This window comes from Pseudomonas sp. B21-031 (assembly GCF_024748985.1).
Taxonomy (GTDB): domain Bacteria; phylum Pseudomonadota; class Gammaproteobacteria; order Pseudomonadales; family Pseudomonadaceae; genus Aquipseudomonas; species Aquipseudomonas kermanshahensis.
The window spans coordinates 1,369,653-1,388,838 of record NZ_CP087181.1; the positions used below are offsets into that span (position 1 = coordinate 1,369,653).

Annotated in this window: 14 protein-coding genes and 2 tRNA genes; 9 read left to right on the top strand and 7 right to left on the bottom strand. The window is 63.6% G+C overall.

From position 1 onward, the window contains the following. Positions 1 to 10: 10 nt before the first annotated feature. Positions 11 to 931, bottom strand: a complete 921-nt coding sequence (rdgC, locus tag LOY53_RS06230; RefSeq protein ID WP_252826988.1) for a recombination-associated protein RdgC — start codon at positions 929 to 931, stop codon at positions 11 to 13. 216 nt (positions 932 to 1,147) lie between these two features. On the opposite strand from rdgC, the gene LOY53_RS06235 reads away from it, so the two are divergent. Both LOY53_RS06235 and LOY53_RS06240 read left to right on the top strand, forming a co-directional pair. Next, a tRNA-Val gene (locus LOY53_RS06235) sits at positions 1,148 to 1,223 on the top strand. A 13-nt stretch (positions 1,224 to 1,236) separates the two neighbouring features. Next, a tRNA-Asp gene (locus tag LOY53_RS06240) sits at positions 1,237 to 1,313 on the top strand. Between the two features lie 228 nt (positions 1,314 to 1,541). Here the strand turns inward: LOY53_RS06240 and map are convergent. Next, entirely contained in the window at positions 1,542 to 2,318 is a 777-nt protein-coding gene (gene map, locus LOY53_RS06245; protein ID WP_258703722.1) for a type I methionyl aminopeptidase, read from the bottom strand. 291 nt (positions 2,319 to 2,609) lie between these two features. Here map and LOY53_RS06250 point away from each other — a divergent pair, with 291 nt between their 5' ends. From LOY53_RS06250 to nirD, 3 genes are all read left to right on the top strand, one after another. Further along, the gene (locus tag LOY53_RS06250) at positions 2,610 to 6,641 is read left to right on the top strand and encodes a bifunctional nitrate reductase/sulfite reductase flavoprotein subunit alpha (RefSeq protein ID WP_258703723.1); all 4,032 of its coding nucleotides are present in this window, start codon (positions 2,610 to 2,612) and stop codon (positions 6,639 to 6,641) included. 286 nt (positions 6,642 to 6,927) lie between these two features. Further along, entirely contained in the window at positions 6,928 to 9,480 is a 2,553-nt protein-coding gene (nirB, locus tag LOY53_RS06255) for a nitrite reductase large subunit NirB (protein ID WP_258703724.1), read from the top strand. After that, positions 9,480 to 9,842 (top strand): nitrite reductase small subunit NirD, encoded by a 363-nt coding sequence (gene nirD, locus LOY53_RS06260; RefSeq protein WP_099453195.1) that lies wholly within the window; start codon positions 9,480 to 9,482, stop codon positions 9,840 to 9,842. The genes nirB and nirD overlap by 1 nt, the downstream gene beginning before the upstream one ends. A 70-nt stretch (positions 9,843 to 9,912) precedes the next feature. On the opposite strand, the gene LOY53_RS06265 is transcribed toward nirD, so the two are convergent. The 4 genes from LOY53_RS06265 to LOY53_RS06280 form a co-directional block, all read right to left on the bottom strand. After that, entirely contained in the window at positions 9,913 to 10,863 is a 951-nt protein-coding gene (locus tag LOY53_RS06265) for a 2-hydroxyacid dehydrogenase (RefSeq protein WP_252826992.1), read from the bottom strand. Positions 10,864 to 10,888: 25 nt separating this feature from the next. Continuing rightward, positions 10,889 to 11,653 (bottom strand): SDR family oxidoreductase, encoded by a 765-nt coding sequence (locus LOY53_RS06270; RefSeq protein ID WP_085272779.1) that lies wholly within the window; start codon positions 11,651 to 11,653, stop codon positions 10,889 to 10,891. A gap of 17 nt (positions 11,654 to 11,670) precedes the next feature. Continuing rightward, the gene (locus LOY53_RS06275) at positions 11,671 to 12,381 is read right to left on the bottom strand and encodes a fumarylacetoacetate hydrolase family protein (protein WP_085272780.1); all 711 of its coding nucleotides are present in this window, start codon (positions 12,379 to 12,381) and stop codon (positions 11,671 to 11,673) included. A 128-nt stretch (positions 12,382 to 12,509) separates the two neighbouring features. Next, positions 12,510 to 13,853: an MFS transporter gene (locus LOY53_RS06280; RefSeq protein WP_027595897.1), complete on the bottom strand. Its 1,344-nt coding sequence runs from the start codon at positions 13,851 to 13,853 to the stop codon at positions 12,510 to 12,512. Between the two features lie 349 nt (positions 13,854 to 14,202). On the opposite strand from LOY53_RS06280, the gene LOY53_RS06285 reads away from it, so the two are divergent. Both LOY53_RS06285 and pcaQ read left to right on the top strand, forming a co-directional pair. Further along, the gene (locus LOY53_RS06285; protein ID WP_027595898.1) at positions 14,203 to 15,132 is read left to right on the top strand and encodes an AraC family transcriptional regulator; all 930 of its coding nucleotides are present in this window, start codon (positions 14,203 to 14,205) and stop codon (positions 15,130 to 15,132) included. A gap of 10 nt (positions 15,133 to 15,142) precedes the next feature. After that, on the top strand, positions 15,143 to 16,075 hold the full coding sequence (gene pcaQ / locus LOY53_RS06290) for a pca operon transcription factor PcaQ (protein ID WP_258703725.1): 933 nt from the start codon (positions 15,143 to 15,145) through the stop codon (positions 16,073 to 16,075). A 7-nt stretch (positions 16,076 to 16,082) separates the two neighbouring features. Here the strand turns inward: pcaQ and LOY53_RS06295 are convergent, their stop codons facing one another. Beyond that, complete coding sequence (locus LOY53_RS06295) at positions 16,083 to 17,378, bottom strand: hypothetical protein (protein WP_258703726.1); 1,296 nt, start codon at positions 17,376 to 17,378, stop codon at positions 16,083 to 16,085. A 334-nt stretch (positions 17,379 to 17,712) separates the two neighbouring features. Here LOY53_RS06295 and LOY53_RS06300 point away from each other — a divergent pair, with 334 nt between their 5' ends. Next, a complete protein-coding gene (locus tag LOY53_RS06300) occupies positions 17,713 to 18,459 on the top strand; it encodes an FKBP-type peptidyl-prolyl cis-trans isomerase (protein ID WP_027595900.1) in 747 nt (248 codons plus the stop codon). 279 nt (positions 18,460 to 18,738) lie between these two features. Further along, positions 18,739 to 19,179, top strand: coding sequence for a YkvA family protein (locus LOY53_RS06305; protein WP_027595901.1), 441 nt, complete (start codon positions 18,739 to 18,741; stop codon positions 19,177 to 19,179). Positions 19,180 to 19,186: the final 7 nt, after the last annotated feature.

Genomic DNA, 19,186 nt, shown 5'->3' on the forward strand with positions numbered 1-19,186 from the left:
ATCATGAAGGTTAGACCCCTTGCGGAATCTCCTCCCCACCCAAGGCCTCGAACAGCACCGGGAGGAATTCAGTGAAGGTCATCATCATCAGCAGGAAGCTGGCATCGAACTGCTGCTGGGCCTCATCACCGCCATCCTGTTCGGCCTGCTCTTGCAGCAGCTCCTCGAACTTCAGGCGCTTGATGACCATCTTGTCGTCGAGCACGAACGACAGTTTGTCCTGCCAGGCCAGGGCCAGCTGGGTGACCACCTTGCCGGTGCTCAGGTGCAGCTGGATTTCTTCGCTGGTCAGGTCCTGGCGCTTGCAGCGCACGATGCCACCGTCTTCGGCGGTGTCGCGCAGCTCGCACTCGTCCAGTACATAGAAGCCTTCGGCCGCTTGCTGCGACTTGACCCAGTCGGTCATGGTGGCCGCTGGCGCGATCTTCACGGTAGCGGGGCGTACCGGCAGCGAGCCCATCACTTCACGCAAGGTCGACAGCAGGTCTTCGGCACGCTTGGCGCTGGCCGAGTTGACCAGGATCACGCCCAGGCGCGGGGCGATGGCGGCGAAGATCATCGAGCGACGAATGAAGGCGCGCGGCAGGAAGGCCTGGATGATCTCGTCCTTGATCTGGTCGCGTTCCTTTTTATAGACCTTGCGCATCTGCTCGGTCTCGATCTCTTCGACCTTCTCCTTGACGGCGTCATTCACCACGCTGCTCGGGAGGATACGTTCTTCCTTGCGCGCGGCGATCAGCAGGAACTCGCCGCTGACGTGCACCAGGGGAGCGTCTTCGCCCTTGCCGAATGGCGCGACGAAGCCATAGGTGGTCAGCTCCTGGCTGGCGCAGGGACGGGCCGGCTTGCTGGCCAGGGCGGTTTCCAGTGCTTCGGCGTCGAATGGAACATCCTGGGTCAGGCGGTAGGTCAGCAGGTTCTTGAACCACATGAGGGGCAATCTCTCCTTAATGCATAAGGCGGGCATTATTCTCCGAGCGGTGGTTCCCGTCCAACCCTGTCAGAGGGCCAGCACCTTTATATAAAGGAAGAAAAGCCCAGCGTTGCTAGGTCTTTGAAAGGCTTCGAAAAAATTTTTAAAAAGTCGAAAAAAGTGCTTGCCAGGGTGGGGGCTCATCCGTAGAATGCGCGCCACACCGAGACGAAAGGGTGATTAGCTCAGCCGGGAGAGCATCTGCCTTACAAGCAGAGGGTCGGCGGTTCGATCCCGTCATCACCCACCACTCGATGTATAGCGCAGCGGTAGTTCAGTCGGTTAGAATACCGGCCTGTCACGCCGGGGGTCGCGGGTTCGAGTCCCGTCCGCTGCGCCATATTCAACTTCCAGGGCCCACTGAACACCCGGAAGTTACAGAAAAAGCGACCTTAGGGTCGCTTTTTTTGTTTGTGCTGAATTTTGCTGCGGCAAGCCTATCCTATTCAGTTAGCAGGTACCTGTGGAAGCGGGTTTACCGCGAAGAAGGCGACGCGGTGTATGGCACCGGCTTCGCCGGTGTTCGCGGGTGAACCCGCGCCCACAGGGTCTGTGCCACGCTGCGGTATCAACGCTTGCGTTCTTCCTCCCGCAACGTCAGCACCTCAACCCCCGCCTCCGTCACCGCCACCGTATGTTCCCACTGCGCAGAAAGCGTATGGTCGCGGGTAATCACCGTCCACCCGTCCTTCAACGTCCGTGTCCCCCGCCCGCCCTGGTTGATCATCGGCTCGATGGTAAACACCATGCCAGGCTTGAGTGTCATGCCCATGCCACGCTGCCCGTAATGCAGCACCTCCGGCTTTTCATGCATCTGTTGGCCAATGCCGTGCCCACAATATTCGCGCACCACGCTGTAGCCCGCTGCTTCGGCATGGGCCTGGATAGCATGGCCAATGTCACCCAGCGTCGCGCCCGGGCGCACTTGCTCGATGCCTTTCCATAGCGCTTCATAGGTGGTATCGACCAACCGCCGGGCCTCATCGCTGATCACGCCAAGGCAATACATCTTCGACGAATCGGCGATGTAGCCGCCTTGTTCTAGGGTGATGTCGACATTGATGATCGACCCTTCCTTCAGCACTTCATCAGCCTTGGGCACGCCGTGGCAGACCACATGGTCCACTGACGTATTGAGCGTGTAGGGGAACCCATACTGGCCCTTGCTCGCCGGGCGTGCCTTCAGGCCGTCGACGATGAACGCCTCGGCATGGTCGTTGATCTGCATCGTGGTTACGCCAGGGCGTATGAAACGGTCGAGCTCTGCAAATACCTGGGCCAGTAGCTGGCCAGCGTTGCGCATCACGTCGAGTTGGGCGGGGGTTTTAAGGATCACCTGGGACATGGGGGGAGGGCAGTAACTCTGGCTGAAATGTGCCCCAGCATAGCGCTGCGAGCCTTCGAGATGCCACCGCATGGTGCGCCAAACCGGCCCAGCAAGCGCAGGCCGTTGTGGGCGCGGGCTTGCCCGCGATGAGGCCAGTACAGCTGGCCCGGTAATTGCTGGCTTGCCTCTACCCAGGGCAATCAATGCCGATTGCCCGCACATTTTCACGACAAAGGCGCCGTGTTGCCCCGCTTGCTATGCAAGCCGGGGCAGCCGGCGCCTTTTGTGTTTTTACCAGGAGACCGGCCCATGAGCAGCAGCGAAGTACGCAGTGTCTGCCCGTATTGCGGCGTCGGCTGCGGGATTGTCATGAGCGTGGCCGATGGCAAAGTCAGCAAGATCAGCGGCGACAAGCAACACCCCAGCAATTTTGGCCGCCTGTGCACCAAGGGCCTGACCGCGCACGTACCGCTGAGCGCGGCCGGGCGCATGGAAGACGCCTACCTGCGCCAGCAGCGCAGCCAGCAACCGGCGCGCACAGGCCTGGACCAGGCCATTGCCCAGGCCGCCGAGCGCCTGCGCGGCATTATCGACCAGCACGGCCCCGATGCCGTGGCCTTGTATGTGTCGGGGCAGATGTCGCTGGAGGCGCAGTACCTGGCCAACAAACTGGCCAAGGGTTTTATCCGCACCCGCCATATAGAGTCCAATTCACGGCTGTGCATGGCCAGCGCTGGCAGCGGCTACAAGCTGTCATTGGGCGCCGATGGCCCGCCCGGCAGCTACCAGGACTTCGAGCACGCGGAGGTGTTTCTGGTGATCGGCGCCAACATGGCCGACTGTCACCCGATCCTGTTCCTGCGCCTGCTCGACCGGCTGAAAGCTGGCGCCAGGCTGATCGTCGTCGACCCCCGGCGCACGGCCACCGCAGACAAAGCCGACCTGTTCTTGCAGGTGCGCCCGGGCACCGACATGGCCTTGCTCAACGGCTTGCTGCACCTGCTGCACCAGAACGGCCACACAAACGCGGACTTCATCGCCCGTCACACCGAGGGCTGGGAAGACCTGCCTGCATTCCTTGAGGACTACAGCCCCGCCCGCGTCGCCGCCATCACCGGCCTGAGCGAAGCCGACATCCGCACTGCCGCCGAATGGCTCGGCGGCGCCCAGGACTGGATGAGCTGCTGGACCATGGGCCTTAACCAGAGCATCCATGGCACCTGGCACAGCAACGCGATCTGCAACCTGCACCTGGCCACCGGCGCCATTTGCCGCCCTGGCAGCGGGCCGTTCTCCCTCACCGGGCAACCGAATGCCATGGGCGGCCGCGAGATGGGCTACATGGGGCCGGGCCTGCCGGGGCAGCGATCGGCGTTGGTGGCGGCCGACCGCGCCTTTGTCGAAAACCAGTGGCAGCTGGCCCCAGGCAGCCTGCGCAGCGAAGGCGGCGAGGGCACCGTGGCGCTGTTCGAGCAGATGAAGCGCGGCGAGGTCAAGGCGTGCTGGATCATCTGCAGCAACCCGGTGGCCAGCGTCGCCAACCGCCAGCAGGTGATCGACGGCCTGCGCCAGGCTGAACTGGTGATCACCCAGGATGCGTTTCTCGACACCGAGACCAACCGCTACGCCGACATCTTGCTGCCGGCCGCGCTGTGGGCCGAAGGCGAGGGCGTGATGATCAACAGTGAACGCAGCCTGACCTTGATGCCCCGCGCCGTGGCACCCCCAGGCCAAAGCCTGCCGGACTGGCAGATCATCGCCCGCATCGCCTGCGCCATGGGCTATGCCGAAGCCTTCGACTACCCCAATGCCGAAGCGGTGTACGACGAAATCCGCCGTTTCCACAACCCGGCAACCGGCTACGACCTGCGCGGTATCGGCTACACCGAGCTGCGCGCGCAGCCGCGCCAGTGGCCCTGCGCGCCAGGCCATGAGGCCCCGCGCAGCCCGCTGCGTTACCAGAACGACGGCAGCAGCCAGCCGCTGTTGCTCGATGCCCAGGGCAAGCCCCCGGCGCTGGCGTTTCCGACGGCCAGTGGCAAAGCGCGCTTCTTCGCCCGCCCATGGCTGCCTGCGCCCGAGCTGCCCGACGCGGACTACCCAATGGTGCTCAACACCGGCCGCGTGCAGCACCAATGGCACACCTTGACTAAGACCGGCAAGGTGCCTGCGCTGAACAAACTCGAGCCCGGCCCCTTTGTCGAGCTGCACCCTGACGATGCCGCGCGCCTGGGTATTCGCGACAAGGACCAGGTGGCCATCCGCTCGCGGCGGGGGCAGGCGCTGTTGCCGGCGCGGGTCAGTGATCGGGTCATGCCGGGCAACTGTTTCGCCCCCTTCCACTGGAACGATGTGATGGGCGATCAGTTGGCGATCAATGCCGTGACCTGCGATGCCGTCGACCCGCTGTCGCTGCAGCCGGCCTTCAAACACTGCGCCGTGGCCCTGCAGCGGGTTGCCGGCGAACGTATCGACGCCGTTGACCTGAGCGCCGCCACTGCCAACCCGGAGCCTGCCCGCATGCCGACCGCCACCCTGTCCCGTCTGCTTGGCTTGGACACCCTGCCAGCCCCGGTGCTGGCCGAGGAGGAGCGTCATTACGTGCAGGGCTTTTTGCTCGGCCTGGACCAGGCCCGCGCTGAAGGTGTGCCCAGCCTGCCGACCAGTGCGCCGCTGGCCGCAAGCCGGCGGCTGTTCGTCGATGGGCTATTGGCGGGGTTGTTCGCCCAGCCTTCGGTACAGCCCAGCCCGGCGCTTGCGGCGCCCCAGCATCAGGTGCTGTGGGCCTCGCAAACCGGTAACGGTGAGGCACTGGCCGAACGCTGTGCCGAACGCCTGCGTGGCGCCGGCCTCGCCGTGCAGCTCAGTTGCATGGCAGCGGTCAGCCCGCAGCAGTTGCACGGCGCGGCCAGTGTCGTACTGATCGCCAGTACGTTCGGCGATGGCGATGCGCCCGACAGTGCGACGGCGTTCTGGCAAGCCCTGCAAAGCGAGGAGGGCGCCCATTGTGCCGACGTGCCTTATGCCGTGTTGGCCTTGGGTGACTCCAGTTACGACCAGTTTTGCGGGTTTGGCCGCAAGCTCGATCAGCGCCTGGCCGAGCTGGGCGGGCGGCGGTTGTTGCCACGGGTGGACTGCGAGCCGGACTTCGATGAGGCATTCGCCACCTGGCTCGACGCCTTGTCATCACAGTTGGGCAGCGCCGCCGCGCCCCAGGCAAGCAGCGCACCCGCGCCCGTGGAGGCCTACAGCAAGCAGCAACCCTGGTCGGCCACCTTGCTGGAAAACCGCGTGCTCAACGCCCCAGGTGCCAGCAAGGAGACCCGCCAACTGGTGTTCGATCTGTCGGGCAGCACGTTTACCTACCAGCCGGGCGATGCCTTGGGCGTATGGCCGCGTAACTGCCCGGCGTTGGTCGAGGAGTTGCTGGCACTGATGCGCCTTGATGGCCAGGCCCTGGTTGAGGTCAAAGGCCAGCCTGCGCTGCCGTTGGCCGTTGCCATGCAAGCCCACCTGGAAATCGCCAAGGTCACCCCTGCGCAGTTGCAGGTGTTCAGCCAGACGGCGGCGGGCCTGCGCCGGCTGCTTCAGCCTGAGCACAAGGCCGAGCTGCAGCGCTGGTTGTGGGGGCGGCAGTTGGCAGACGTACTGCGTGAGTTCCCGCAAGACCTGCCATTGGCCACCTGGCTTGACCTGCTCAAGCCGTTGCAGCCGCGCTTGTACTCGATCAGTTCCAGCCCGTTGGCGCACCCCGGCCAGGTTCACCTGACGGTCTCGACGGTGCGTTACGGGCAGCGCAAAGGGGCCTGCTCGACCTTTCTGGCCGACCGTGCGCAAGGCATCAAGGTGGCGATCTTCCCGCAGGCATCGAAGCATTTTCGCCTGCCTGAGGACGACAGTGTGGCGGTGATCATGGTCGGCCCAGGCACGGGTATCGCGCCGTTTCGGGCGTTTCTGGAAGAACGCGAAGCGCGTGGGGCCAGTGGGCAGAACTGGCTGTTCTTCGGTGAGCAGTCTGCCGCCAGCGATTTCTATTACCAAGCGCAGTTGCAAGCTTGGCAGGCGACCGGCCATGTGCGCCTGGATACCGCTTTCTCGCGCGACCAGGCCGAGAAAATCTATGTGCAGCAGCGCATGCACGAGCAGGGCGCTGACCTCTGGCGGTGGCTGGAAGCGGGCGCGTTCTTTTATGTGTGCGGCGATGCCCAGCGCATGGCCAAGGATGTGGACAGCGCCTTGCGCGCGATCGTCGCGGAGCATGGCGGTATGAGCGGGGCTGCGGCGGATGCGTATGTAGAGGGGTTGAGCAAGGCCAAGCGCTATCGGCGCGATGTGTATTGAGTGCACCGGGATGGGGAGGGGTGCACCTTGGCTGTGCGGTTAGGGGTGCCTGTACCGGCCTTTTCGCAGCACAAGGCTGCTCCTACAGGGGGCGCAGAACCGGTAGGAGCAGCCTTGTGCTGCGAAGAGGCCCCACCAGGCAGTCTTTGGCACACTCCCTGCTTTACCAGCTTCACAACACGCCCCACTGATCAACGGCGATCAACCAGGGGCACACCCTGATGAGTACAGGCAAAGGCGCCTGGAGCTTCGGCTCCAGGCGTTTTTTTTTGATCGAGGATCGGCTATGAAGGCAACAGCGAACGGCGGACAACGCGAGAAACTGGTCATTGTCGGCAACGGCATGGTCGGCCACCACTGTGTCGAGCAACTGATCGAGCGGGGCGCTTTGGAGCGGTTCGAGGTGCGGGTGTTCGGCGAAGAACGCCAACGTGCCTACGACCGTGTGCACCTGTCCGAGTACTTCGGCGGCAGCTGTGCCGAAACCCTGGCCCTGTGCGAGCAAGGCTTCTATACCCGCCAAGGCGTGCACCTGCACCTGGGCGAGCCTGTGCTGGAGATCGACCGCGCGCGCTGCGAAGTGGTCACCGCCGAAGGCCGCTATGGCTACGACCAGTTGATCCTGGCCACCGGCTCATACCCTTTCGTGCCTCCGATCGAAGGCTCCAGCGGCAATGCCCGCTTGGTCTACCGCACCCTCGACGACCTCGACGCCATCCGCGCCGCCGCCCAGGGTGCCCGCCGAGGCGTGGTGGTCGGCGGGGGCTTGTTGGGCCTTGAAGCAGCCAATGCGCTGAAATCGCTGGGCCTGGAAGCCCATGTGGTGGAGTTCGCCCCTCGGCTGATGCCGGTGCAGTTGGACGGCGAGGGCGGCGCGGCGCTCAAGGCGCAGATCGAGGCCTTGGGCGTGGGCGTGCACCTGTCCCGCGCCACCCAGTCGATCAGCGCCGGTGAGGCGTATCGCTACCGGATGAACTTCGACGGCGGCGAGCACCTGGAAACCGACCTGATCGTGTTCTCTGCCGGTATCCGCCCGCAAGATGCCCTGGGCCGCGCGTGCGGGCTGGAGATTGCCGCCCGTGGCGGGGTGGTGATCGACAATCACTGCCGCACCCATGACGCCCGCATCTTCGCCATCGGCGAGTGCGCCTCATGGAATGGCAGCGTGTTCGGCTTGGTCGCGCCGGGCTACAGCATGGCGCGCAACCTGGCGGCGCTGCTGGTGGGCGATGAAGCGGTGCCGTTCACCGGCGCCGACATGTCGACCAAGCTCAAGCTGCTGGGCGTGGATGTCGGCTCGATCGGCGATGGCCATGGCGCTACGCCGGGCTCGCGCAGCTACCGCTTCATCGACGAAACCAATGCGGCCTATCGCCGGCTGGTGGTGGATGCCAGTGGCAAGCATGTGCTCGGCGCGGTACTGGTCGGTGACAACAGCTACTACGATACCCTGCTGCAGTACGCGCAAAACGGCATCGCCTTGCCTGCCGACCCAGCCGCCCTGATTTTGCCGCAAACGGGCGGCGCGCCGGCCTTGGGCGCCGATGCGCTGCCCGACAGCGCGACCATCTGCTCGTGCCATAACGTCAGCAAGGGCGCCGTCTGCGCCGCTATCGACAGCGGCTGCAGCGACCTCGCTGCGGTCAAGGGGTGCACCAAAGCGGCCAGCGGTTGCGGCGGCTGCGCGGCCCTGCTCAAGCAGGTGTTCGAGCACGAACTGACCGCCCGCGGCGTGACCGTCGACAAAAGCCTGTGCGAACACTTTGCCTACACCCGCCAGGAGCTTTACGGGCTGGTGCGGGTTGGCGGCATCCGCACCTTCAATGACCTGCTCGCGCGCCATGGCAAAGGCCACGTCGGTTGCGATATCTGCAAGCCGGCGGTGGGCAATATCCTCGCCTCGTGCTGGAACCAGCCGATCATGGACCCGGCGTTGGTACCGCTGCAGGACACCAACGACACCTTCATGGCCAACATGCAGAAAAACGGTACCTACTCGGTGGTGCCGCGCATCCCTGGGGGCGAAATCACCCCGGACAAGCTGATCGTGATCGGCCAGGTGGCAAAAAAGTACGACCTCTACACCAAGATCACCGGTGGCCAACGTATCGACCTGTTCGGCGCCCAGCTGCACGAGTTGCCGCTGATCTGGGGCGAGTTGATCGAAGCCGGTTTCGAGACGGGCCATGCCTACGGCAAGTCGACCCGCACGGTGAAGTCGTGCGTGGGCAGCACCTGGTGCCGTTACGGTGTGCAGGACAGCGTCGCCATGGCCCTGCGCCTGGAAGACCGCTACAAGGGCCTGCGCAGCCCGCACAAGCTCAAGTTCGCGGTGTCTGGCTGCACCCGCGAATGCGCCGAGGCGCAGAGCAAGGACATCGGCGTGATCGCCACGGACAAGGGCTGGAACCTGTACGTGTGCGGCAACGGCGGCATGCGCCCGCGCCACGCCGAGCTGTTTGCCACCGACCTGGACGACGAGACCCTGGTGCGTCTGATCGACCGCGTGCTGATGTTCTACATCCGCACTGCCGACAAACTGCAGCGCACCTCGGTCTGGCGCGAAAGCCTGGAGGGCGGGCTGGACTACCTCAAGCAGGTGATTCTCGACGACAGCCTGGGCCTGGCCGCCGAGCTTGAGGCGCAGATGCAGCATGTGGTCGACCACTATGAATGCGAATGGGCCAATGCCCTCAACGACCCGGAGAAGCTCAAGCGCTTCCGCACCTTCGTCAACGACCACCGCGCCGACCCGGACGTGCACTTCGTCCGCGAGCGCGATCAGCGCCGCCCAGCGGCACCGCTGCACCTGATCCCCACTGCCGAGGAGGCTGTCTGATGAACCTGACCAATACTGCTGTAGCCCACCAGACGAACTGGCAGACAGTCTGCCAAGCGCGCGACCTGGTGGCCGATTCCGGCGTGGTGGTGTGGCACGAGGGCGCCCAGGTGGCGCTGTTCTACTTGCCGGGTCAGGAACAGCCACTGTATGCGCTGGACAACCGCGACCCGCGCTCGGGTGCCAACATCATTGGCCGCGGGTTGGTGGGTAGCTTGCAGGGTGAGTTGGTGGTGGCGGCGCCGCTTTACAAACAGCATTTCAGCCTGCACAGCGGGGAATGCCTGGAAGATGCCGGGCAGCGGCTGCGGGTGTGGCCGGTGCGGCTGAACGGGGAGGCTGTGGAAGTGGCGGTGGCCTGATCCGCATCGTGCAACTGTACCGGCCCTTTCGCGGGCAAGTCGGACCGCGTAAGGGGCCGGTACAGGCCGCTTAGATAACCAACCCCTGTGGTGTACGCCCGGCAAACACATCCACCAGGCTTGCCACCACCATTTCGCCCATGCGCGTGCGGGTCTGCACGGTGGCGCTGGCTCGGTGCGGCTGCAGCACCACGTCCTCGCGCTCGAACAGCGCCTCCGGCACCCGAGGTTCATCGGCAAACACATCCAGCGCCGCCCCGGCGATCTCACCCGCTTCAAGTGCCGCGATCAACGCGGGCTCGTCCACCAACTTGCCACGGGCGATATTGATCAGGTAGCCGTCTGGGCCAAGCGCCTGCAGCACCTTGCGCCCCACCAACGCCTCGCCTTGGTCGGCGGCCGCCGCCAGAATCAGCGCATCGCTGTCTTTGGCCAATTGCTGCAAGTTCGGCTCGAAGCCATAAGGCACGTCCTGTGGCTGCAGGTCGGTGTAGCGAATCGGGCAGCCAAACGCCGCCGCCCGCTGGGCCACCGCGCGGCCGACGCGGCCCATGCCGACGATACCCACACGCATGCCCGACACCTGCCGCGCCAGCGGCAATGGCGCCAGCGGTGTGGCGCTGGTGGCCCAGTGGCCGGCGCGGACGAACCGGTCACCGCTGCACAGCCCTCGGCACACGCCAATCAGCAAGCCGATCGCGAGGTCGGCGACATCCTCGGTCAGCGCGCCGAGGGTTGCAGTCACCTGGATACCCCGATCACGCGCATAGGCCAGGTCGATGGCATCGGTGCCAACGCCATTGACCGCGATCACTTCCAGCTTGGGCAGGCGCGCCATCAGCGCTTGGCTGATGCCGGTATGGCCGCCGGTAACCACGGCGCGGATGTTGTTGCCATGCGCGCTGACATAGGCTTCCTTGTCGGCTTGCTCGTAGTACCGGTGCACGGTGAACAGCGCTTCCAGGCCCTCACGGACTTCAGGGATGAGGATCGGGCTCAGTTGCAGGACTTCAGGTTTCATCGGTCACTCCTTAAAAGGCAAGGTGTCAGCCACGGCCGACGAAGGGCATGTTGCTGGCCATCACGGTCATGTTGAGCACGTTGGCGTCCAACGGCAGGGCGGCGATGTAGCGCACGGCATCGGCCACATGGCGCACGTCGAGCATCGGCTCGGCGGCAATCTCGCCATTGGCCTGGCGCACACCGCGGGTCATGCGCTCGGACAGTTCGGTCAGGGCGTTGCCGATGTCCACCTGGCTGCACACGATGTTGTAGGGGCGGCCATCCAGGGCCAGGGCTTTGGTCAGGCCCAGCACCGCGTGCTTGCTGGCGGTGTAGGGCGCCGTGAAGGGGCGTGGGGTATGCGCCGAAATCGAACCGTTGTTGACGATTCGCCCGCCCTGCGGCTGTTGCCTGCGCATCAGGCCAAAGGCCGCACGGGCGCAGAGGAACACGCCGTCGACATTGGTGGCGATGACATTGCGCCAGTTCTCCAGCGGCAGTTCGTCGATGGGCACGGCAGGCGCGTTGACCCCGGCATTATTGAAGATCAGGTCGAGGCGGCCATGCACCTCCTCGATGGTGGCGAACAGCTGGGCGACGCTCTGTTCGTCGCGCACATCGGTGGGCACCGCGAGGGCCTCGCCACCGGCTGCTCGGGCCTGTTCTGCCAACGCCTGCAAGGGTTCGGCACGCCGACCGGCGAGGACCAGGCTGAAGCCATCAGCCAGCAGCCCCAGGGCGACGGCGCGGCCAATGCCGCTGCCGGCACCGGTGACCAAGGCGATTTTCTTGTTGTGTGTTTGGCTCATCTGTTTGCTCCAGAAATTCAGGCGGCGTGGGCGGTGTGGCGTGCGGGACGAGGGCCAACGCGCAGTTGCAACTCGCCGATGCCGTCGATGCCGGCATGGATCACATCGCCAGGGTTGAGCGGGGCAACGCCTGGCGGGCTGCCGGTCATGATCAGGTCACCGGGGCGCAGCGGCAGTTGCCGGGACAGGCGGCTGATCACCTCGGCCAACGGCCAGGTCTGCTGGCTCAGCCGGGCGCGCTGGCGCTCCTCGCCGTTGACCTTCAGCCACAGCGCAGCGTCCAGTGGCCAGCCCAGTTCGCTGGCCGGCACCAGGGCAGTCATCGGGGCGGAGGCTTCGAATACCTTGGCACCCTCCCAGGGCAGCCCTTCGCTTTTGGCCTGGCGCTGGCGATCACGCAGGGTCAGGTCCAGGCCAGCGGCAAAGCCATAGACGTGCTCCAGAGCGTGCTCTGGGCTGATGTCGGCACCGCCTTTGCTGATCGCCACCACCCACTCGATTTCATGGCAAAACTCTTCAGTCTGCGGCGGGAAGGGCAGTTCGCCCTGTGCCTCAACCACGTTGCTGGCCGGCTTCATGAAAAAGACCGGCTCACGGGGCGCTGGGTCGGTGGCCTGCGGCCATGGGTAGTTGCGGCCCAGGCAGAACACGCGGCCAACCGGGAAGCGCGCGTCGCTGCCTTGGATGGGCAGGCTGACGATGGCTGGCGGGTCGAACAGGTAAGTCATGGGTCAATCCTCTGTGCTGGAGTGGCCAGCCTAGCCAGCGGCTGGCAGGCAAAGTTGGACGATAAAAGGGACGGTTTGGATAAAAACGGGGGATCTGCGGTGGTGCTTCCGGCACTCACCGCGCTTGCTTATGCCGCGGTCTTGAGCTCGATCCGGTACAGCTTGCCGAGCAACAGCGAGTAGGACAGCGTGCCCATCAACGCCACCCCGCCGATAAACCAGAACGCCAAGGCAAAGGAGCCACTGGCCTGCACGATCGCGCCAATCACGATCGGGGTGACGATGCCGCCGATGTTCGCGGCCAGGCTGGTGACCCCGCCGGTCAGCCCGATCAGTTGCTTGGGTGCCACTTCCGAAACCGCTGCCCACGACGACGAGGCGATGCCCTGGGCAAAGAACGCCAGCGTCAGCACGGCGATACACAGCACGTTGGAGTCGGTGAAGTTGACCAGCACGATCGACATGCCCAGCATCGACCCCACCACCAGCGGCAGCTTGCGTGCAAAAGACAGCGAGTAGCCCCGGCGGATCAGCAGGTCGGAAACGATCCCCGCCAGCAAGATGCCGACCGTGGCGCCAATGAACGGCATCACCGCGAAGATGCCGACTTTGATCAGCGTCAGCTGGCGCTCTTCGATCAGGTAGGTGGGGAACCAGGTGAGGAAGAAGTACAGCGCTGAGGTGCTGGCGAACTTGCCTAGGCAGATGGCCCACACCTGGCGGTAGCGGAACAGTTCGGCGACCTGGCGCCAGTCGAAGCGGGTGCGCTCCTGGCTGCTTCTGACCAGCCCGCCGCCGTCCTCGATGTAGGCCAGTTCTTCCTTGCTGACCTTCTTGCAGTTGAGCGGGTCGCGGTACAGGAACAACCACACCACGCCAAAGACGATACCAATCAGGCCGGTGCTGTAGAACACATGGCGCCAGTCATAGGTGGTCGCCAGCCACAGCAATGCCCCAGTGAACAAGGCTGTGCCCAGGTACTGGCCGCACACGTAGATGCTGCTGGCCATGCCCCGTTCGCGGGCAGGGAACCACACGGTGACGGCGCGGCTGTTGGCGGGGAAGGCCGGTGCCTCCATGGCACCGACGGCCAGGCGCAGGCCGAACAGCGAGGTGAAGCCGCTGGCCAGGCCCTGGGCGACAGTGACAGCCGACCAACTGATCAGCGAGACGCCGTAGGTCAGGCGCGAGCCGAAGCGGTCGGCAATGAAGCCGGCGGGCACCAACGCCAGGGCGTAGGTCCAGGCGAACGCGGAGAAGATCAAGCCCATCTCGACTTTGTCCAGGCCCAGGTCCTTGGCCATGAAGGGCGCCGCGATGGAGATGTTGACCCGGTCGACGTAGTTGATGATGGTCGCCAGCAGCAGCAGCGAGAGCATGAACCAGCGACGGCGGGTGGGTAGGCGTTGCGATGCGACCGCGTCCACTGCGAACGCAGGCGCCGCAGTGCGGGAAGTAGGCGTGCTCGACATGAGTCGACCTCGTTTGTTGTTGTTGGTAGAGGTTGGGCTGCAGTCCCTTTTTTAAGGTGGTCGTACAACATCGGAAAATCAACGGCGGTTTTAGACCGTTTTTTTCACTCGGAACGGGGTAGGGCTGCGCTGTCCAAAAAACTCAGCGGGCCGGGTTTTGTCTGCTTTTTTTGCTTTGGGTGGCGGTTTTAAAGGGCTGCGTCGATTTTTGCCGAATGCGTTTTTTGCAGTGGGCTTCAAAATTATGAGTTTCGACGTCGTACAACTCATTGCCAGGCAAGCCGCTTGCCGTTCAGAATTCCCGCATGGCAGGCAACGTCAGCGCCAAGCCCCCAGACCGGAGACCCCCATGCCCCCCAAGCGCGAAGTCCCGACCTACGTCATGCAACAGCGCAGCGAGCTGATGGATTTCTACATCCGCGACCAGCGCGGCCGGCCGGCCGAAACCGCGCCACACCGACACGAGTATTTTCAGATCCAGGTCAATTTCGGCGGCGATACGGTGCAGCACATCGGCAGCGTGCAGCGCCCGTTCAAACGCAACACCCTGGCCTTCATCCTGCCGCACCGGGTGCATGTCATCCCGCACCCGGACGACAGCGATTTCGTGGTCATCAACTTTTCCCAGACATTCCTGCTGCCGCACCTGCCTTGCGACCCCATGGACCTAGAAGAAGTGTCGATACTGCAGGCCCCTGAACTGTCACCGTTCCGCTTCCAGGAGCACCTGGATTTTCACCTCGCCGAGGCCGATTTCAGCGAGGTGCGGCGTATTCTCGGGCAGATGCGTGAACTCGATGCCAACCGCCGCTTCGGCAGCCGTGAAATCCTCAAGGGCCTGCTGCTGCAACTGATCGGCCAGGTGTGTGGCTTGTACGCCGACCCCCTGCGCGAGCTGGCCGAGAGCAATGCTGCGCAACTCAGCCGGCGCGCCGCGTTGGGGCGCATGAGCGAGTACCTGCGCAGGCACATCGACGACCCCGACCTCAACCTGCAGAAGGTCGCCGCCGCCACGTACCTGTCGCCCACCTACCTGACCCATTGGCTGCGCAAGGAAATCGGCAAGACCTTCAGCGAATTGGTGTTGGAGCGGCGCATGCACGCTGCGCGCAATTACCTGCTTAACGGCAGCCGCCCGGTCGGCGAGGTGGCTCGGCTGTGCGGCTTTGCTGATGAAGCGTACTTTTCGCGGCGCTTCCGGCAGATCCATGGCTTGCCGCCGGGGCAGTTTCGCCGCCAGCAGCGCGACCCGGATACACCGCAGGTAGCCATGCGGTAAGCTTGAGGCCATGAACCTCGACACCCGCATCAAGTACCGCCACCTGCTGTGCTTCCTGGAGATTGCCCGGCAGGGCAGCCTGGCCAGGGCCGCAGACATCCTCGCCATCAGCCAGCCCGCGATTTCCAAGACCCTCAAGGAACTCGAAGCGCTGCTGGAAACACGCCTGTTCGAACGCAGCCGGCAGGGCGTCGAGCTGACCCCGGCCGGCACCCGCTTCATGCGGTATGCCGGCCCCAGCGTGCAGGCGCTGCGCGATGGCGTCAGCAGCCTGCGCGGTGAGGCGCGGGCGCCGTCACAGGTGCGCATTGGCGTGCTGTCCACGGTCGAAGGCTTGTTGATGCCCGAGGTGCTGTGCCGCCTGCATCAACGCCATGAGGCGTTGCTGATCAGCGTGGTGACCGGTGCCAGCGCGCAGTTGCTGGGCCAGCTACGCCTGGGTGAGCTGGAGCTGGTGGTGGGGCGCATGACCGACAGCCCTCAAATTCAGGGCCTGTCGTTCGAGCACCTGTACAGCGAATCGATGAGCCTGGTGGTGCGGCCGGGGCACCCGTTGCTGGCCAACACGCCTATCGAGCGGGCACAGGTGGGGCGTTACCCCTTGGTGTTGCCGCCCCCTGGCACCACCATTCGCCAGCACGCCGACAGCCTGTTCGTCCAATGCGGTATCCAGATGCCCGCGCAACGCCTGGAAACCCTTTCGCTGGCCCTGAGCCGCCGCTACCTGCTGGGCAGTGATGCGGTGTGGGTGGCGCCACGGGATGCGGTGCTGATCGACCTGGGCCGTGGTGAGCTGGTCGAGCTCGACCTGGGCGTGCGCGAGCCGGGCGGGTCGGTGGGCCTGTGCCGCAACGCGGCGCTAGAGCAGAGCGTGCCAGGGCAGTGGGTGTGCGAGGTGCTGCGTGAGGTGGCGGGGCAGTACCGTGAAGGTAGCTACCCCTGAGCCGCCGTCAATTTACCGCTAGAGCCAGTACCACAGCATCCACTCGGTCTGGCCCCATAGCATTCACCTCTCCGCAGACCAGCATGCGCTTGGCAGTGGAAACGAAGGCAATCGATGAGTTGCCGTCCATGTAAAACCCAGGGTTTGGCGCCAGGGCCCCAAACGAGCCGTACCCCAATGGCGGAACGAACGTGGTGTCGAGCTTGCCGTTGGTGAGGTAACGGACCGCTCGGTTATGGGTAAAAAAGCTGCCGACGCCCATAAGGCTATCCTCAACTTCGTGGATGTGGTGCCACATGCCACCGGCAGCGTCGAAACGCACGGGAATGCCTGCATTGAAGGCTTCGTCGGGGCGGCCGGTTGCCGTCAATCGGGTCATTTGGGGCTGCATGCTTCCATCCTCAAACATGTGCCCTCCGCACAGTGTAATGAGCGATGAGGCCTCACCGATCGAAACCCCACGGTACAAAGTGGCATTTTCTGAACGGACATGGCCTTGCTCGCCAAAGGACGTATCCACAACGCCTTTGTTGTTGATGGAACTCAATAGTGAAAAGATGGCGTCGCCTTCACCTCTCATGCTCAGCAGCAGGATGCTTTCTCTTTTCAAATGCGTGGCGACGACAAGGCTGTTGATGCCCGCGCCATAGCCGGGTAACTGCGGCTCAAGGTGCAGAACACCTGCCTCACCGAAACGCTGGTTGAGCTTGCCGTCATGTGACAAGGCGACCAAGACCGTGTTGAATTCTGGCGTGTGGCAGGCGATAACGTAGCCATCTGTCATCGTCGCTGCGAAGCGGAAATGAAGCCGTTCAGCAAGCAGCTGATCGCTGTCGACGAAGCCGCTACCGGCAAAGTTCGGGTCAGGTTTCCCCGCGTTATTGAACCGCCATAGTCGATTCGGGCCGTCGGAATTTGAACCTAGGCACAGGAGGTTTCCATTGGCGTCTTCCATAAGGCTGTGGGGTTCAAACTTGCCATTTTCCCCCTCGGTAGAAAAATCGACGGTGAATGTCTCATCTCGCTGCCCGTTGCCATCCAGCAGCCAGATACCGCTGTTGAATGCCAACGTGTCTCTGTTCGCCTGAAATGCACACGCATAGTATCGATCTGGTCGCGTACGGCTTTTCAGTACGTCTGTGCATACGCCGATTGAACGCGCCTCCTGCTTGAGCAAGCGGGCGTAGCCCTGTTCACCAAAGTCGACATCCACAGGTGCATCAGCAAGCGTGCTACTTGCGCTGAGCGGGCTGCGCTTGGGCGTTGAATGCTGAAGCAAAGCGGCACTCATCGAACGCTTCATAGGGGAGCTCTCCATTTCGCCAAAGGTGACGACTGTGAGCACCATTAGAGGGGAAGGGCCTGAACCGATCTACTGGCAGAAATGACAGGTATCGTCACGCAAAAGCCTTAAGGCCCGAATGGAACCCGAAAATAATTTTCGACAAAAGCCGGGCGATTCCAGCGCAGAGGGTCAATACTGGCCAGTGGCTCTAATGGGTCAGATGAATAACCCTTTAAGTACTGAACTTCCTTAGCAAAACCCGCTCCTATGCCGGTAGCCATTGGTCATGGCCGCCTGCTAAGCTCGCGGCTTTACCCTGATTGCCCTTATGGCGCATGAACAAGGAAATAGCATGAAACAGCATCGTTTGGCGGCTGCGGTTGCCCTGGTAGGCCTGGTATTGGCTGGCTGCGACCAACAGGCCAGCAGCCCCGAGCTGAAGACTCCGGCACAGAAAGCCTCCTACGGTATCGGCCTGAACATGGGCAAGAGCCTGGCTCAGGAAGGCATGGAAGACCTTGATTCGAAAGCGGTCGCCCTCGGCATCGAAGACGCCGTCAGCAAGAAAGAGCAGCGCATCAAGGACGAAGAGCTGGTAGAAGCCTTCACCTCGCTGCAGAAGCGCGCCGAAGAGCGTCTGGCCAAGGCCAGCGAAGAAGCCGCCTCCGCCGGCAAGAAGTTCCTCGAAGAAAACGCCAAGAAGCCGGGTGTGGTCACCACCGCTTCCGGCCTGCAATACGAAGTGATCAAGAAGGCCGACGGCCCGCAGCCTAAGCCGACCGACGTGGTGACTGTTCACTACGAAGGCAAGCTGACCGATGGCAAGGTGTTCGACAGCTCCGTCGAGCGCGGTAGCCCGATCGACCTGCCTGTCAGTGGCGTGATCCCAGGTTGGGTCGAAGGCCTGCAACTGATGCACGTCGGCGAGAAGTACAAGCTGTTCATCCCGGCCGAACTGGCCTACGGTGCCCAGAGCCCGAGCCCGCTGATCCCTGCCAACTCGGTACTGGTGTTCGACCTTGAGCTGATCGCCATCAAAGACCCGGCCCAGCTGCAGGGTGCCGAGCCAGAAGCGCCAGCAGAAGAGCCTGCCAAGTAACACTGGCTGGTTTACGTAAAACGCCCGTCTTGACGGGGCGTTTTCGTTTGGGGCAATCGGCTGAGAAGAACCTCTGGCGGCTGATACTGTCCGAGCAATAGCAGCGTGATGAAGTAGGATGCTTCTGACGCAAATCGTTTGCGAATCTGAAACGACTGTGTAAAAAACGCCCGATCTGACCGGGACCCTTGCCTAGTGGGCACCTGACGTCAGAAACTTCGCCCTGTTCACAAGGTTATCCACAATAAATGTGGATAACCTGTCCCTCTCGGAGGCTCCATGAGCGCACCCTGGAATTTCGCCCGTTTTCTGCCGTTGGCCGAGCGCCTGCTCAGCCGCGGGCGGTTGCCGGCCCTGCTGTTCGCCGTGGCCCGCAAAGGCCCACGGATCGGCCAGCTGCGCGAGGATGTAAAGCTGCTGCAGTCGCTGTGCCTGGCCTGGTGGCGCGGCGAGTACCGTGCCATCAGCCCCAAGGCGCTGGTGACCATCGTTGCCGGCCTGCTGTACTTCGTCAGCCCTATCGACGCTATCCCCGACTGGCTGCTGGGCGTGGGCTTTCTTGACGACATCGCCGTGCTGGGTTGGGTGTTGAAGACCGTGGCCGATGAGCTGGCGCGTTTCAAAGCCTGGCGCGACAGCCAGGCCCCAGAGCGCTTGCGCGTGGTGGAACGCTTGCCGGATACCCCCGAAGCCCTGCGCCTGGAACGCAATACGCAGTGAAATCAGC